The 13,875-nt window shown below is 72.8% G+C and carries 14 protein-coding genes; 6 read left to right on the top strand and 8 right to left on the bottom strand.

Annotated elements, in window-relative coordinates; all coding sequences use genetic code 11:
- Window positions 1–44 precede the first annotated feature (44 nt).
- Genes ABD785_RS15275 through ABD785_RS15260 form a run of 4 tightly spaced genes read left to right on the top strand, consistent with a single transcriptional unit; the run spans window position 45 to window position 3,757 of the window.
- A complete protein-coding gene (locus ABD785_RS15275) occupies window positions 45–1,163 on the top strand; it encodes an efflux RND transporter periplasmic adaptor subunit (protein WP_344828314.1) in 1,119 nt (372 codons plus the stop codon).
- Window positions 1,160–1,846 (top strand): ABC transporter ATP-binding protein, encoded by a 687-nt coding sequence (locus tag ABD785_RS15270; RefSeq protein WP_344828311.1) that lies wholly within the window; start codon window positions 1,160–1,162, stop codon window positions 1,844–1,846. Before ABD785_RS15275 ends, ABD785_RS15270 begins: the two co-directional genes overlap by 4 nt.
- Window positions 1,843–3,087, top strand: coding sequence for an ABC transporter permease (locus tag ABD785_RS15265; protein ID WP_344828309.1), 1,245 nt, complete (start codon window positions 1,843–1,845; stop codon window positions 3,085–3,087). The genes ABD785_RS15270 and ABD785_RS15265 overlap by 4 nt, the downstream gene beginning before the upstream one ends.
- Window positions 3,088–3,094: 7 nt before the next feature.
- Window positions 3,095–3,757, top strand: coding sequence for a hypothetical protein (locus ABD785_RS15260; protein WP_344828307.1), 663 nt, complete (start codon window positions 3,095–3,097; stop codon window positions 3,755–3,757).
- A gap of 23 nt (window positions 3,758–3,780) precedes the next feature.
- On the opposite strand, the gene ABD785_RS15255 is transcribed toward ABD785_RS15260, so the two are convergent.
- From ABD785_RS15255 to ABD785_RS15235, 5 genes are all read right to left on the bottom strand, one after another.
- Window positions 3,781–4,965 carry an RNA polymerase sigma factor gene (locus ABD785_RS15255; RefSeq protein ID WP_344828305.1) on the bottom strand — a complete coding sequence of 395 codons (1,185 nt, stop codon included), beginning with the start codon at window positions 4,963–4,965 and terminating at the stop codon, window positions 3,781–3,783.
- Window positions 4,966–4,971: 6 nt separating this feature from the next.
- Window positions 4,972–5,328: a YciI family protein gene (locus ABD785_RS15250; RefSeq protein WP_344828303.1), complete on the bottom strand. Its 357-nt coding sequence runs from the start codon at window positions 5,326–5,328 to the stop codon at window positions 4,972–4,974.
- Between the two features lie 32 nt (window positions 5,329–5,360).
- The gene (locus tag ABD785_RS15245; RefSeq protein WP_344828301.1) at window positions 5,361–5,756 is read right to left on the bottom strand and encodes a DUF6069 family protein; all 396 of its coding nucleotides are present in this window, start codon (window positions 5,754–5,756) and stop codon (window positions 5,361–5,363) included.
- Window positions 5,757–5,860: 104 nt separating this feature from the next.
- Window positions 5,861–6,667 (bottom strand): SAM-dependent methyltransferase, encoded by an 807-nt coding sequence (locus ABD785_RS15240; protein WP_344828299.1) that lies wholly within the window; start codon window positions 6,665–6,667, stop codon window positions 5,861–5,863.
- Window positions 6,668–6,810: 143 nt separating this feature from the next.
- Window positions 6,811–8,958, bottom strand: a complete 2,148-nt coding sequence (locus ABD785_RS15235) for a right-handed parallel beta-helix repeat-containing protein (protein WP_344828296.1) — start codon at window positions 8,956–8,958, stop codon at window positions 6,811–6,813.
- Window positions 8,959–9,187: 229 nt separating this feature from the next.
- On the opposite strand from ABD785_RS15235, the gene ABD785_RS15230 reads away from it, so the two are divergent.
- The gene (locus ABD785_RS15230) at window positions 9,188–10,813 is read left to right on the top strand and encodes a CocE/NonD family hydrolase (protein ID WP_344828294.1); all 1,626 of its coding nucleotides are present in this window, start codon (window positions 9,188–9,190) and stop codon (window positions 10,811–10,813) included.
- Here ABD785_RS15230 and ABD785_RS15225 read toward each other — a convergent pair.
- Window positions 10,810–11,931, bottom strand: a complete 1,122-nt coding sequence (locus ABD785_RS15225; protein WP_344828292.1) for a threonine aldolase family protein — start codon at window positions 11,929–11,931, stop codon at window positions 10,810–10,812. The genes ABD785_RS15230 and ABD785_RS15225 overlap by 4 nt on opposite strands.
- Window positions 11,931–12,257 (bottom strand): PLDc N-terminal domain-containing protein, encoded by a 327-nt coding sequence (locus ABD785_RS15220; protein ID WP_344828290.1) that lies wholly within the window; start codon window positions 12,255–12,257, stop codon window positions 11,931–11,933. The genes ABD785_RS15225 and ABD785_RS15220 overlap by 1 nt, the downstream gene beginning before the upstream one ends.
- Window positions 12,258–12,348: 91 nt before the next feature.
- Between ABD785_RS15220 and ABD785_RS15215 the strand changes: the two genes are divergently transcribed.
- Window positions 12,349–13,107, top strand: a complete 759-nt coding sequence (locus tag ABD785_RS15215; protein WP_344828288.1) for a protein phosphatase 2C domain-containing protein — start codon at window positions 12,349–12,351, stop codon at window positions 13,105–13,107.
- Here the strand turns inward: ABD785_RS15215 and ABD785_RS15210 are convergent.
- A complete protein-coding gene (locus tag ABD785_RS15210) occupies window positions 13,083–13,817 on the bottom strand; it encodes a GNAT family N-acetyltransferase (RefSeq protein WP_344828286.1) in 735 nt (244 codons plus the stop codon). The two genes, ABD785_RS15215 and ABD785_RS15210, sit on opposite strands and share 25 nt — an antisense overlap.
- Between the last annotated feature and the right edge of the window lie 58 nt (window positions 13,818–13,875).

Here is a 13,875-nt window from a genome sequence, read left to right as displayed (position 1 = left end):
GTCCGATTACCTTTCCCCCAGAGGGGCGCAAGATGCTGCCGGGCATGAAAGCCCCTCTGACCCGCCGGACCGTCCTGGTCAACGGCACGCTCGGCGTGCTGCTGACCGGCGGAGCCGCCCTCGCCTACGTCTCGCTGGGCGAGGACGGCGCCGGCGGGACCACGACGACCTCCCGGACGGTCACCGTCGCCAGGGGAGACCTCAGCGCGGACGTCTCGGCGTCCGGCGCGATCGCCAGCTCCCGGACGGGCTCGCTCGCCTTCAGCGGCTCCGGGACGATCAAGAAGGTCTACGTCAGGGTCGGCCAGAAGGTGAAGAAGGGCCAGAAGCTCGCCGCGCTCGACCCGACCGAGGCACAGGAGAACCTGGACCTGGCCCGGGCGAACCTCAGCGTCGCCGCCGACGCCGACACGACCACCTCGCAGGGGTACGCCCAGTACGTCCAGGCCAAGAACGCCTACGACAGCGCCCAGCGCGCCGTCACCGCGACCGTGCTGCGCGCCCCCTTCACCGGGACGGTCACGGCCGTCAACGGGGCCGCGGGCCAGAACTCCGGATCGGCGGCCGGCTCGACGGGCTCCTCGACGCAGTCGGCGCTCATCGAGCTGGCCGACACGACCAGGCTCGAGGTCGACGGCTCCTTCACCGAGGCCGACACGACCAAGCTGAAGGTCGGCCAGACCGCCGCGATCACCTTCGACGCGCTCGCCGGGGTCACCGCGGCGGGCAAGGTCACCTCGATCGGCACGACCGCGACGACCACCAGCAACGTGGTCTCCTACACCGTCGTGGTGAAGCTGACCAAGCCCCCGGCGAAGATCCGCATCGGCCAGACCTCGACCGTGACCGTCACGACCGCCGCCCGCAAGGGCGTCCTGTACGTGCCGGCCGCCGCCGTCCGCACCGTCGGCGGTGCCAGCACCGTGACCGTCCTGGAGAACGGCGAGCCGGTCTCCAGGACGGTCACCATCGGCATCTCCGGCGACGCCGGGACCGAGATCGTCGAGGGGCTGAACGAGGGCGACCAGGTCCAGATCGTCACACAGGCCTCCACCGGCACCAACAACAGCCGCTTCCCCGGCGGCGGGCCCGGTGGCGGCGGGTTCGGCGGAGGCGGCCTCGGCGGCGGGGGCGCCGTCCCCCGGGCCGGAACCCGCCCGTGACCGCCCCCGTCCTGGACGTCCGGGACGTCACCAAGGTCTACGGCCAGGGGGAGACGCGGGTGCGCGCCCTGCGCGGGGTCTCCCTGAGGGTCGAGCGCGGCGACTATGTCGCGATCATGGGCCAGTCGGGTTCCGGCAAGTCGACCCTGATGAACATTCTCGGCTGCCTCGACGTCCCCACCGAGGGCCGCTACCTCCTCGACGGCAACGACGTCCGTCATCTGGACGAGCACCAGCTCTCGATCCTGCGCAACCGCAGGATCGGGTTCATCTTCCAGAGTTTCAACCTGATCCCGCGGATGTCCGCGCTGGCCAACGTCGAGCTGCCGCTCGCCTACGGAGGGATCAAGGGGGCCGTGCGCAGGAAACGCGCCCTGGCAGCCCTGGACCTGGTCGGGCTCGCGGACCGGGTCGAGCACGAGCCGAACGAGCTGTCCGGCGGCCAGCAGCAGCGCGTGGCCGTGGCCCGCGCCCTGGTCACCTCGCCCGCCCTGCTGCTCGCCGACGAGCCGACCGGCAACCTCGACACCCGTTCCACCCGGGACGTCCTGGATGTCCTGGACCGGCTGTCACGCGCGGGCCGCACCATCGCGCTCATCACCCACGAGGACGAGGTCGCCGCCCGCGCCCGGCGGGTGATCCGCCTCGTCGACGGAGAGATTGTCGAGGACTCGGTCCGATGAACCTCTGGGAGATCCTGCGGTTCGCGCTGCGCGGGCTGTCGGCGAACAAGCTGCGCAGCGGCCTGACCACCCTCGGCATCCTCATCGGGGTCGGCGCGGTCATCCTGCTGGTCGCGGTCGGCAACGGCTCGTCGATCAAGGTGAAGAACAGCATCACCCGGCTCGGCGCCGGCTCGCTGACGGTCTCGACCAGCACCACCGGGCGGGGCGGCGGCTTCGGCGGAGGCGGGCAGCAGCAGGGCTCGACGGGGCCGCGCACCCAGGCCAAGAAGCTCACCCTGGACGACGCCAGGGCCCTGACGGAGTCGCCCTCGGTCGAGAGCGCCTCCCCGGTCGTCAACGCCTCCTCCGCGACCGCGACCTACGCGGGCACCAGCCACTCCATCAGCCAGTTCGTCGGCACCGCGCCGACCTACTTCAAGCCCGCCAACAAGGTCGTGGAGCGCGGCGCGAGCTTCACCGGCGCGGACGTGACGGCCGGGAACAAGGTCGTCGTCATCGGCCGGACGGTCGTCACCGACCTGTTCGGCACGGTCGACCCGCTCGGCAAGAAGATCAACGTCAACGGCACCTACTTCACCGTGGTGGGGGTGCTGGCGGCGTCCGGGTCGTCCTCGACCGGATTCCAGGACGCCGACGACGTGGCCATCGCCCCGATCAGCGCCGTCCAGGGCACCCTGACGTCCTACGGGTCGCTCAGCCAGATCGTCGTCCAGGCGAAGACCCCGGAGAAGGTCGACGCCGCCCAGGCGGAGGTCACCGAGATCCTCAACCAGCGGCACGAGATCACCGGGACGACCTCGGACTTCCAGGTCTTCAACCAGGCGAGCCTCCAGTCCGCGGTCGAGGACTCGAGCAAGACGTTCACGGTGCTGCTGGGCGCGGTGGCGGCGATCTCGCTGCTGGTCGGCGGGATCGGGGTCACGAACATCATGCTCGTGACCGTGACCGAGCGGACGCGTGAGATCGGCATCCGGAAGGCGATCGGTGCTCCGAAGGGGGCGATCCTCGGGCAGTTCATCGCCGAGGCGACCGTGCTGTCGCTGGTCGGCGGGGTGCTCGGCGTCGCCGCCGGGGTGATCGGCAGCCAGTTCACCATCGTCGGGGTCGAACCCGTCATCGTGCCGTCGTCGATCGCGCTCGCCCTGGGCGTCTCGGTCGTCATCGGCCTGTTCTTCGGCAGTTATCCGGCCAACCGCGCTGCCAACCTCCGTCCCATCGAAGCCCTCCGACACGAGTGAGCCACCCATGACTGAGAAGAATTCCGGCGAGAACCACCCCGGAGCGTCCGAGGACATCCTGGAGACCTCGCCGTTCCAGGGCGACCTGGACACCGAGCTGGCTCCCAAGCCCCAGCGCTTCAAGCTCCCCGGAGCCACGCTGATCCTCACGGCCGCGGTCGTGGCCGTCGCCGGGTTCGTCGGCGGCATCCAGGCCGACAAGGCGTGGGGCAAGGACGACGGCCAGAGCTCGGCGTTCCCCGGCGGCCAGAACGCCAACCGCCCGGGCGGCTTCAACCGCCAGAACGGCGGCTTCGGCGGCGGCCAAGGTGGCCAGAACGGTCAGAACGGCGGCGGGGGCGGTTTCGGCGGGGGCGGCGGCCAGGGCGGCGGTTTCACCACCGGCACCGTCACCAAGGTCGAGGGCGACACCATCTACCTCCAGACCCGCGACGGCCAGACGATCAAGGTCAAGTCCACCGGCACGACGAAGATCACGGTGTCGAAGGAGGGCAAGGCCTCCGATCTCAAGAACGGCGCCACGATCGTCGTCGTGGGCCAGGCGGGCTCCGACGGCACCATCGAGGCCACGACCGTCACCGAGGGCGGCGGCCTCCGCCCCGGCGGCTTCGGCGGTCAGGGCGGCGGCCAGGGTCAGGGCGGCGGAGGGCAGGGACCGGCCCAGCCCTGAGCCACCGCGATCGCGCCGGACGGTCAGGGCGTCAGGCGCGCCCGCCGGCCCTCCAGGAAGGCCTTCTCGGCGTCGTTGCCCGCCAGGGCGATCGCCTCGTCGTAGGCGGCGAGGGCCTCCGGGATCCGGTCGAGGCGGGTGAGCAGGTCGGCGCGGGCGGCCGGCAGCAGGTGGTAGCCCGGCAGGTCCAGCCCGTCCAGGTCGGCGAGCGCCGCGGCGGGCCCGTGGACCTCGCCGACCGCGATCGCCCGGTTGAGCGCCACGACCGGCGTCGGCGCGACCGCGGCGAGCTGGTCGTAGAGCGCCAGCACCTGCTTCCAGTCGGTCGAGGCCCCGTCGGTGTGCACCGCGCCGATCGCGGCCTGGATCTGGTAGGGCCCCGGCCGGCCGCCGCGCAGGCACTCCCGCACCAGCGCGTGCCCCTCGGCGATCAGCTCCCGGTCCCACAGCGACCGGTCCTGCTCGGTGAGCACCACCAGTTCCCCGGCGGGCCCCACCCGGGCGGGCCGCCGGGCCTCGGTGAGGAGCAGCAGCGCCAGCAGCCCGGTCACCTCCGGCTCGTCGGGCATCAGCTCGGCGAGCGCCCGCGTCAGCCGGACGGCCTCCAGGCACAGCCCGGAGCGCACCAGCTCACCCGAGGTCGCGGTGTACCCCTCGTTGAAGATCAGGTAGAGCACGGCGAGCACCGAGGACAGCCGGTCGGGGAGCTCGGCGGCGCGCGGCACCCGGTAGGGGATGCCGGCGTCGCGGATCTTCTTCTTGGCCCGGACGATCCGCTGGGAGATCGTCGCCTCCGGCACCAGGTGGGCACGCGCGATCTCCGGAACCTCCAGCCCGCCGAGCAGGCGCAGCGTCAGCGCGGTCCGGGCGAGGGGCGGCAGCGCCGGATGGCAGCAGGTGAAGATCATGCGGAGCTGGTCGTCGCGCACGGGCCCCGTCTCCTCGGGCGGCCCCGGCTCGCTGAGCAGCAGGGCCTGCGCGTGGCGGGCCTCGCGCGTGGACTCCCGGCGCAGCCGGTCGATCGCCCGGTTGCGCGCGGTCGTCACGATCCACGCCCCGGGATTGGGCGGCGGCTCCTCCCACTTCTGGAGCGCCACCGCGAACGCGTCCTGAACGGCCTCCTCGGCGAGCCCGATGTCACCGAGCATCCGCGTCAGCGTGGCCACGCACCGCCCGTACTCCGCCCGGTAGACACCGTCCAGGTCCATCCGCGCTCACCCCTTCCGCGCGTGTTCGAAAGGGCGCACCTCGATCGGCGACCCGCAGGCCTGCGCGCACTTCTCGGCCCACAGGAGCGCCTGGTCGAGGTCGTCGCACCGGATGACCCAGAACCCGCCGAGCTGCTCCTTGGTCTCGGCGAACGGCCCGTCGGTCACGGTCGCCGAGCCGGCCCCCGGACGGACGACCGTGGTGGCGTGCGAGGGCAGCAGGCCGCCGACGAACACCCAGGCACCGGCGGCGCGCATCTCCTCGGTGACCGCGGTCGTGCGGTCCTGCTGCGCCCGGACCTCCTCCTCCGTCGGCCACGGCGCGCTCTCGTCGAACTGGACGGCGAGCAGGTACTGCTTCACGGGTTGCTCCTCACCTTCGGATCACGTCGGGGTCAGGCGGCCAGGCGGCGGGCGATCGCCGGGATCACGACGGCCGCGGCGACCAGGTGCGTGACCATCATCAGCGCCTTCGTGGCGGAGTCGGCGTCCACGAGCGCGTCGGGCACCAGAGACAGCGCGGTGAGCACGATCGTCGCACGGACGAACGCCGTCCGGGGGCGGCGCGCCGTGCGCGCCAGCACCAGCGCGAGCACCAGGCCGGCGAGAGAGAAGACGACGGTGAGCACGGCGAAGCCGGACGGCGGGACGGGAGCGCCGCCGACCTCGAGGCCGATTCCGGCCGACCCGCCCGCGGCGGCGATTCCGGAGGTGGCGGCCGCGGCGACGGCCGTGGCGGTCAGCCCCGCGGTGATGAGGGACCTGGCGGGCGCGGCGAGGACGACGGACATGTGAGCCTCCGGTGAGCGGCGACCGGCCCTGTGCCGGTCTGTCACCCTGGCTACGAACGGGTTCGCCGTCCTTCGACACTCCTGCCGGAGGAACTTCGGAGGGGTCAGGCGTCCTTGCGGCCGAGGACGGCGACCATCTGCTTGTGGAGCTCGTGTTCGAGGGGGCCGCTGGGGCCGTCGGGGCGCCAGGAGGTGGTGAAGTCGACGCCGGGGTCCAGGACGGTGAGGCCGTCCATGAAGGACAGGACCTGCTCCTTGGAGCGGAAGATCGAGCCGCCGAGGCCGCTCTGGAGGATCTTCTTGGCCTCCTCGACGCGCGGGTCGTCCTGGAGGTCGTGCAGGTGGGTGAGCATCACGAAGCTGCCGGGCGCGAGGTGGGACTGGAGCCGGCGCACGACGTCGCGCGGGCCGTTCTCGTCGGGCACGTGGTGGATGATCGCGGCGAGGATCACCCCGACGGGCTTCGACGGGTCGACGAGCTCGGTCAGCAGCGGATCGCTGAAGATCTTCTCGGCGTCGTAGAGGTCGCCCTGGATGAACCGGGCGACGCCGTCCTCGGTCAGCAGCGCCCGGCCGTGCGCGAGCACGATCGGGTCGTTGTCGATGTAGACGACCTTCGAGTCCGGGTTGGCGTCCTTGGCGTACTGGTGCACGTTGGACGCGGTCGGCAGGCCGGAGCCGATGTCGACGAACTGCGTGATGCCCTGCTCCGCCATCCAGCGCACGGCGCGTTCGATCGCGATCCTGTTGCCCTGGGCGACGACCGGCGCCTCCGGGACGAGCTGCAGCACCATGTCGGCGACCGCCCGGTCGGAGGCGAAGTTGTCCTTGCCGCCGAGGAAGTAGTCGTAGACGCGCGCGAAGCTGGGGGTCGTGATGTCGATGCCGGCTGGTGCCTGCTCGTCGGCCACGTGAGGACTCCTGTGCAAACGTCGAGGGGGAAGGAAGTCTGCTGAGATCACTCTATGCAGTGCGGAGAGCGCCTTCAACGCGGCGGGGCCGTGAACGCGGGTTCCCGCAGGAAGACCGCGTGCACGGCCCCGCCGCCGGCGGATCAGGTGTGCGCGTCGTGCGGCAGGGTGACCGGCCGCAGGCCGGGCGCGAGCCCGGGGCCCGGGCAGGACTCGGGGAACACCAGGATGTCGTCGGCGGCCAGCTTCGCGCCCTTGCCGGCGCCGATCACCAGTCGTGAGGCGATCCCGGCGTCCGAGCGCATGTCGGCCGTGGCCAGCGTCGTGCCGCCGACGGTGACGTCGTAGGTTCCGGTCTCGGGGCGCAGCAGCATCCCGACCCGGATCCAGGTGCCGGTGGGCACCGGGTAGGGGAGCACCCTGCCGTCGGCGTCGTCGGTGTAGGTGAGGGAGCCGTCCCGCACGCCGATCGAGGCGACGGGCACACCGTCTGCGTCGGTGAGCTGGAAGAGGACCGGTGCGTCCGGCGCGGACGTCCACAGCCGCGCGGCCGCGCGCAGGAAGCCCGCGCCGGCGGGGAAGTCCCTGGTCGCGGACGACTCGGGGCCGAACACCATCGAGTTGCCGGTGAACCCGGCCGGGTCGGGCGCGACCTTGACGTCGCCCTTGGCGCGCCAGCCCGCCGGGTCGCCGGGCTCGTCGGCGTTGAAGGTGGCGGCGAGGCCGGCCGGGTAGGCGGCGGGCGCCTGGACCGCCCCGAGGTTGGGAGTGCCGGCCGGGACCCGCGACGGGCCGACGGGGAGCCCGGTCAGCCCCGGCAGCGGCTCGCCCGCTCCGAGCGACGGCGAGCCGGGCCTCAGCTGGTAGGCGAGCGGGTCGGTCGCTCCGGCCGCCAGCAGCAGGGGATCGCCGCCGACCGTCCCGGTCGCGCCGTCGGGGATCGGCACTCCGGACAGGAGGTTGCGGTCGACGACGAAGTCCTTGGCGTCCAGGTTCCAGCCGACGGTGCCCTTCTCCTGCGGCTGCCCGTCGACGACCTTGGGCGCGGTGCGGGTGACGAGGTTGTCGACATAGGCGACGTCCAGGCCGGTGCCGTCCTTCGCGTCCACCAGAAGCTGGGAGACCGGCGGGTCGAGGTGCACGGTGTTGCCCACGACACGGCCTTTCCGCAGCGGGCCGCCGGGGATCGACAGCCCGCGGGCCGCGTCGTTGACCGACAGGTTCCCCTGGATGGAGAAGTCCTCCAGCGGCGCGGTCTTCGACCCGGCGAGCTCCGCGAAGCCGCCGCCGTTGTCATGGGAGACATTGGACTCGAGCGCGGTGCCGGAGGTCGCGCCGCCGATCCCGAACGCGAGGCCGCCGTCGGTGCCCTTGCCGCCGGAGACCTCGTTGGCGGTCACGAGCGTGCCGGTCGAGCCCTCCACGGCGACGCCCTTGCCGCCCGGCGCCCGCTCGCTGAAGCCCTGCACCGTGTTCCCGCGGACCTTGGCGCCCTCGGCGGCGTTGACGCTGACGCCGTCACCGGCGACTCCGGTCAGGACGTTGTCCTGGACGACGACGTTCCTGGCCGGCTTCCACGCCTCGGTGCAGGTCGGCTTCCAGTCCGGCGCGAGGTCGGGCTTGCGGCACCAGTTCGACCACAGCGCGATGCCGTCGCGGTCGACCGAGCGCAGCCGGTTGCCGGAGACGACGACGCCGTCGAAGGCGGTCGGCCTGGTGGTGCCCTGGGCCTCCAGGAGGATGCCGCCCGACCCGGCGGCCTCGCTTCCCGAGGTGGCGATCTGGGTCTTGGCGGGCAGCGCGCCCTTCACGTCGTGAACGTCGAGCCGGGTGAGGGTGATCCCGCGCAGGGTGCCGGAGTCCTTGCCGACGACGTAGACGCCGCGGCGGGGCTGCGTGCCGTCGCCGGGGGCGGTGAGGTCGAGGTCGGAGACCGTCACGTACGCCTGGTCGGTGAGCTTGACGGCCTGCTCCCCGCCGTCGGCGTCGATCGCGGCGGCCTTGCCCGGGTCGCCGTAGGCCGTCACCTGGATGGGATCGGCCTCGCTGCCCGAGCCCAGGAACGCGAGCGTCCCCTTGCAGGTGGCGCCGCGCGCCAGCCGGATCTCGCTGCCGGGACCGTACTTGACGGCCGCGATGTCGGTGAGCCGGTCGAAGGGCTTGTCCTTGGACCCGGTCCCGCCGTCGGCGGCGCCGCAGTCCACGTAGGACACGACCTTCCCGCACGGGCAGGGCGCCGCTTCCGCACCGCCCATCGACACGAGTGCGGCCCACGCACCCGCAGAGATCATCACTATCCGCCCGACCCTGGGCACGCTGAACATCGGCTTGAACTCCCCCGAGGCCGCCCCCGGGCGGCCATGACCCTGTGTTTGCGATGAGAGAAGGCAGCGTTGGGGGCGGCCTTCGGGGGGACCGTACAGTCACGGTCACGCATTGTGACGGAGGCGCGCTGATCGTGCGCCGCCTACACTGATCCCTTGCGGCGGGGAGGCCGCCGCACGCTCCGGAAGGGGTTCCATGACCTTCGCCAGCCGCGTGGCCGAGCGGATTCTGCGCCTGCCGCCCGCCGCGACCCGCGACGTCCGGATCCAGCGGGGCCTGCCCGTCCCGATGGACGACGGGGTGGAACTGCTCGCCGACCTCTACACCCCGGTCCGGGTCCCCAACGCGCCCCTGGTGCTGGTCCGCAGCCCGTACGGGCGGCGCGGCTGGCTGGAACAGGGTGTCGCGATGCCGTTCGCGGAGCGCGGCTACCGGGTGCTGGTGCAGGCCGTGCGCGGGACGGAGAAGTCCGGCGGAACCTTCGACCCGTTCGGCGACGAGCGCCGCGACGGCCTCGCCACCCTCGACTGGATCGAGAAGCAGTCCTGGTCGCACGGGCCCGTCCTGACCTTCGGTCCCAGCTACCTCGGTTACGCGCAGTGGGCGATGGCCGCCGACGCGGGGGACCGGATCGCGGCCATGGCGCCGTTCGCGACCGCCTCCCAGTTCCGCGACCAGACCTATCTCGGCGACTCCTTCACCCTGCGCGGCTGCCTGTCCTGGTCGACGCTGATGGTCGGGCAGAAGCGGAACCTGTTCCTCGCCCAGCTCGAGGACGTCCTCGGCACGAGCCGGCTGGAACGCGCCTACCTGCACCTGCCGATCGGGGAGTCCGACCGGCGGGCCACCGGCACCACCGTGGACTGGTTCCAGAAGTGGCTGGCGCACGGCGACCCCGGCGACCCCTACTGGCTGCCCGAGCGCGACCACCGGGCCAGGGTGGGGGAGAGCGCGGCCGAGGTGTCGATGGTCGGAGGCTGGCACGATCTGTTCCTGCTCTCCCAGCTCGAGGACCATGCGCGGCTGCGCGCCGCCGGGCGGAGGCCCCGGCTGACCATCGGCCCCTGGACGCACACGGCCGTCCCGATGTTCGGGGCGGCGCTGAGGGACGCTCTCATCGTCTTCCGCGCGGCCGTCACCGGCGACGGGTCGGCGCTGCGCGGCGACCCGGTGAAGCTGTTCGTGCAGGGGGCGGAGGAATGGCGGACCTACCCCGAGTGGCCGCCGCCCGCCGAGGTCACCCCGTTCCATCTGCACGCGGGCGGCCTGCTGAGCCGCGACGCCCCGGGGCCCGGCGAACCGTCGCGGTTCACCTACGACCCGGCCGACCCCACCCCGGGCACCGGAGGCCCGCTGCTGGGCGCCGGCGCGGGGCCGAAGGACCAGTCGGCGGTGGAGGCCCGCCCCGACGTCCTGCTGTTCACGACCGAACCCCTCGACCGCGATCTGGAGGTGATCGGCCCGGTGTCGGCGCGCGTCCATCTGCGGTCGGACAGCGAGCACACCGACGTCCTGGTCAGGGTCTGCGACGTCGACGAGAACGGCCTGTCGGTCAACGTCTGCGACGGCCTCCAGCGCGTCGTCCCCGGCCGCTTCCCCTCCGGCGAGGTCGAGGTCACGCTGTGGCCGACCGCCCACCGCTTCCGGGCGGGCCACCGGATCCGCGTCCACGTCGCGAGCGGTTCGCATCCGCGCTTCGCCCGCAACCCCGGCACCGGCGACCCGCTGGGCACGGCGACGAGGCTCCTCCCGCAGAACCAGGAGATCCTGCACGACCCCGCCCACCCCTCGGCGCTCCTCCTGCCCCTGGTTCCGGTCTAGGGGAGCAGGGCGAGGAATCCCCCGACGGCCTCCACGACGTCGCGGTGCGTCCAGTCGAGGCCCTCGGCGGCGACCGTCACCTCGGTGGCGGAGAGGCCGGGCGCGGCCTCGCGCCAGAAGGAGAACAGGCCGACGCCGCTCTCCTCGGCCTGCCGGACCGACGCCTCGGCCAGGACGTCCGCCGGGTAGGGGAGCAGCACCCGGAACTGGTGGGTGTGCGGGACCTCCGGATGCACCCGCGCCCACGGCAGCCCGGCGAAGCCCTCGGTCATCGCCGCGGCCACGACCCGGGCCTGCGCGACGTAGCCGGGCAGCCGGGGCAGCTCACGGTCGAGGCCGACGAGCGCCGACAGCGCCGCGGGCCACTGCTGGAACAGCCGGCCGCCGTACCGGTGCCGCCAGGCCCTGGTCTCGGCGACGAACTCGGCCGTGCCCGCCAGCGCCGCCCCGCTGTGCCCGCCCAGCGACTTGTAGAACGACACGTAGACGCTGTCGGCCAGGGCGACGATCTCCGGCAGCGACCTGCCGAAGTGGACCGTCGTCTCCCACAGCCGGGCGCCGTCGAAGTGGACGACCGCGTCGCGCTCCCTGGCCGCGGTGACCGTCGCGGTCAGTTCCTCCCAGGACGGCAGGAGGAATCCGGCCTCGCGCAGCGGCAGTTCCAGCATCAGGGTGCCGAAGGGCTCGTCGAGGTCCAGCACCTCCGCTGCGGTGGGCGGCCGGGGATCGGCCGTGGGGTGGACGACCCGCAGGCCTGTCAGGACCTTGAGGGCGTCGCGCTCGTGGGTCTCCGGATGGGCCAGCGGATGCAGCGCCACGACGGGGCTCGCGGTCCGGCCCGCCCAGCAGCGCAGCGCCGCCTGCTGGGCCATGGTGCCGGTCGGGAACCACGCGGCGGCCTCGGTGCCGAGGATCTCCGCGGTCCTGGACTCCAGGTCGGCGACGATCCCGCCGCCGTAGACGTCGACCGGCCGGGAGAGGTCGTAGGAGGCCGGTCCATGGGCCACCAGATCGGCGAGGGAGTCCTGAAGGGTGCGGGCGAGGAAGGACCGCGACAGGACCCGCCGGGCGGAGGCCAGAGCCGCCCCGTTGCGCCGCTCGAACGCCTCGTCCTCCATCAGGCGGGACCCGGCCCGTCCTCCTCCGGTTTCTTGTCGTGCCGCCGCTGCTCCTCGACGCGGGCCCGCAGGCCGCGCAGGAACTCCTCGTCGTCGTCTGGCCCCGCGGCGGCGAGCCGTCCGGCCGAGGCGGCGGCGAGGACGCGTGGACGGCCCAGCAGGAGCCAGGCGATCGCCCCGACGTCGGGCAGGAGGAGAACGACCACCAGCCACAGGGGCTTCGGCAGTGCTCTGACGTCGACGGAGGCCGCCGTGGCCACGTCGAACAGGCAGTAGATCCACAGCGCGAGCAGCAGAAGGCTGAAACCTCCGAAGAGAACCGGCACGATCTCGCCCTTCCCGGACCGGGAAGAGAGGAAACCCGGTGGAACTTCTCGCCCGCAAGAAGCGTCCCAATACTCCGGGAAGGGGGCTGGCATGCGGGTGAGCTTCGCCATGGAGCCGGTACCGGATCGGGACTGGCCCAACGAGGACTTCGTGATCGCGGCGGACGGCGCCGTGGTCCTCCTGGACGGCTGCAGCCTGCCGCCGGGGACCGACCTCGGCTGCCGGCACGGGACCGCCTGGTACGCCAGAAGCCTCGGCGTCGAGCTGATCGGCAGGCTGCTCGACGCGCCCCCGGCCGTGCCCGACCGGGGCAACCAGCTGCGCGGGCTGCTCTCCGACGCCATCGCCACCGTCGCCGGCAGACATCGCGGCACCTGCGACCTGGGCCACCCGGCCACGCCCGCCGCGACCGTCGTGGCTCTGCGTGAGCGCGCCGAGGGGGTCGACTACCTGGTCCTGGCCGACTCGACCCTGCTCCTCGACACCAACGGCAGCGTCGAGGTCGTCTCCAACCCCAACGCCAGGACCTACGCCGCGGCCGATCCGCGGGCCGCCGCCCGCGCCATGACCGGAGCCCTCCCGCCGGGCCTGCTGCGCCGGGCGGCGCTGCTCACCGACGGGGCGACCCGGCTGGCCGACAAGTTCCACCAGATCGGCTGGCAGGACCTGATGAAGGTCCTCACCGACGACGGCCCCGCCGAGCTGATCCGCCGCACCCGCGAGGCGGAGAACAGCGACCCCGACGGCCTGCGCTGGCCGCGCCACAAGCGCCACGACGACGCGGCCGCCGCGATCTGCCTGCTCGAGCGGGGGCCCGGCGGCTCTCAGATCGAGCGGCCGACCAGGTAGAGCAGGTCGGACCGGACGAAGCGGAACCCGAGCTTGGCCGCGACCCTGCGGCTGGCGATGTTGTCGGGGCTGGTCGACCAGGTGGGCCGCCTGCCCCGGCTCAGGACGTCCTTGACCACGGCGTTCGCGCAGGCCGCGCTGAGGCCGCGGGCCCGGTGCGGCTCCTCGGTGATCACGCCGATGTCCTCGTAACGCTCGCCCACGTAGAACGGGATCGCCACCGAGGCAAGGGCCCCGTCGACGAAGGCGCCGAACGCGAGCCCGCCCGCCGCGGCGCCCGGCGGCCCCGCCCAGGTCTCGGTGATCCAGTGGGTTTCGGGCGACAGGGCGTCCAGGGCGCGGGCGTCGGCCGGGACCAGCCGCCGCACCTCGGCCTCGACCGGCACCACGTCGCGGGCCGGAGCCTGGAGCTCGTAGATCACCCGCGGCCAGCGGTGCAGCTCGGTGCTGTGATCCCGCAGGACGGCCTCGAACGCCTGGTCGGCCCGGAAGATCCCGCGCAGCGGCCCACCGGGACGGAAGGCGGACGGATCACCGCTCAGATCGAAGTTGTCGCCGCCCGTCTCGACCAGGACGGCCCGCGGCGCGTCCGGCCGGTCGGCCCTGATCCTGCCGTGCCCCGTCTGGAGGACATGCGGACCGATCAACGGGCCCGGACGCTCCGGCCGGAACCAGTCGGCGATCCTCTGAGGCTGCGGCAGCTCGATCATCACCCTCCAACCTAGGCCTGTCCTTGACGCGGGGAAAGACAGGATGCCCGATGATGGA

Origin of the sequence: Actinocorallia longicatena (assembly GCF_039534125.1) — a bacterium.
GTDB lineage: Bacteria > Actinomycetota > Actinomycetes > Streptosporangiales > Streptosporangiaceae > Actinocorallia > Actinocorallia longicatena.
This window is presented reverse-complemented; position numbering and strand designations above follow the sequence as displayed.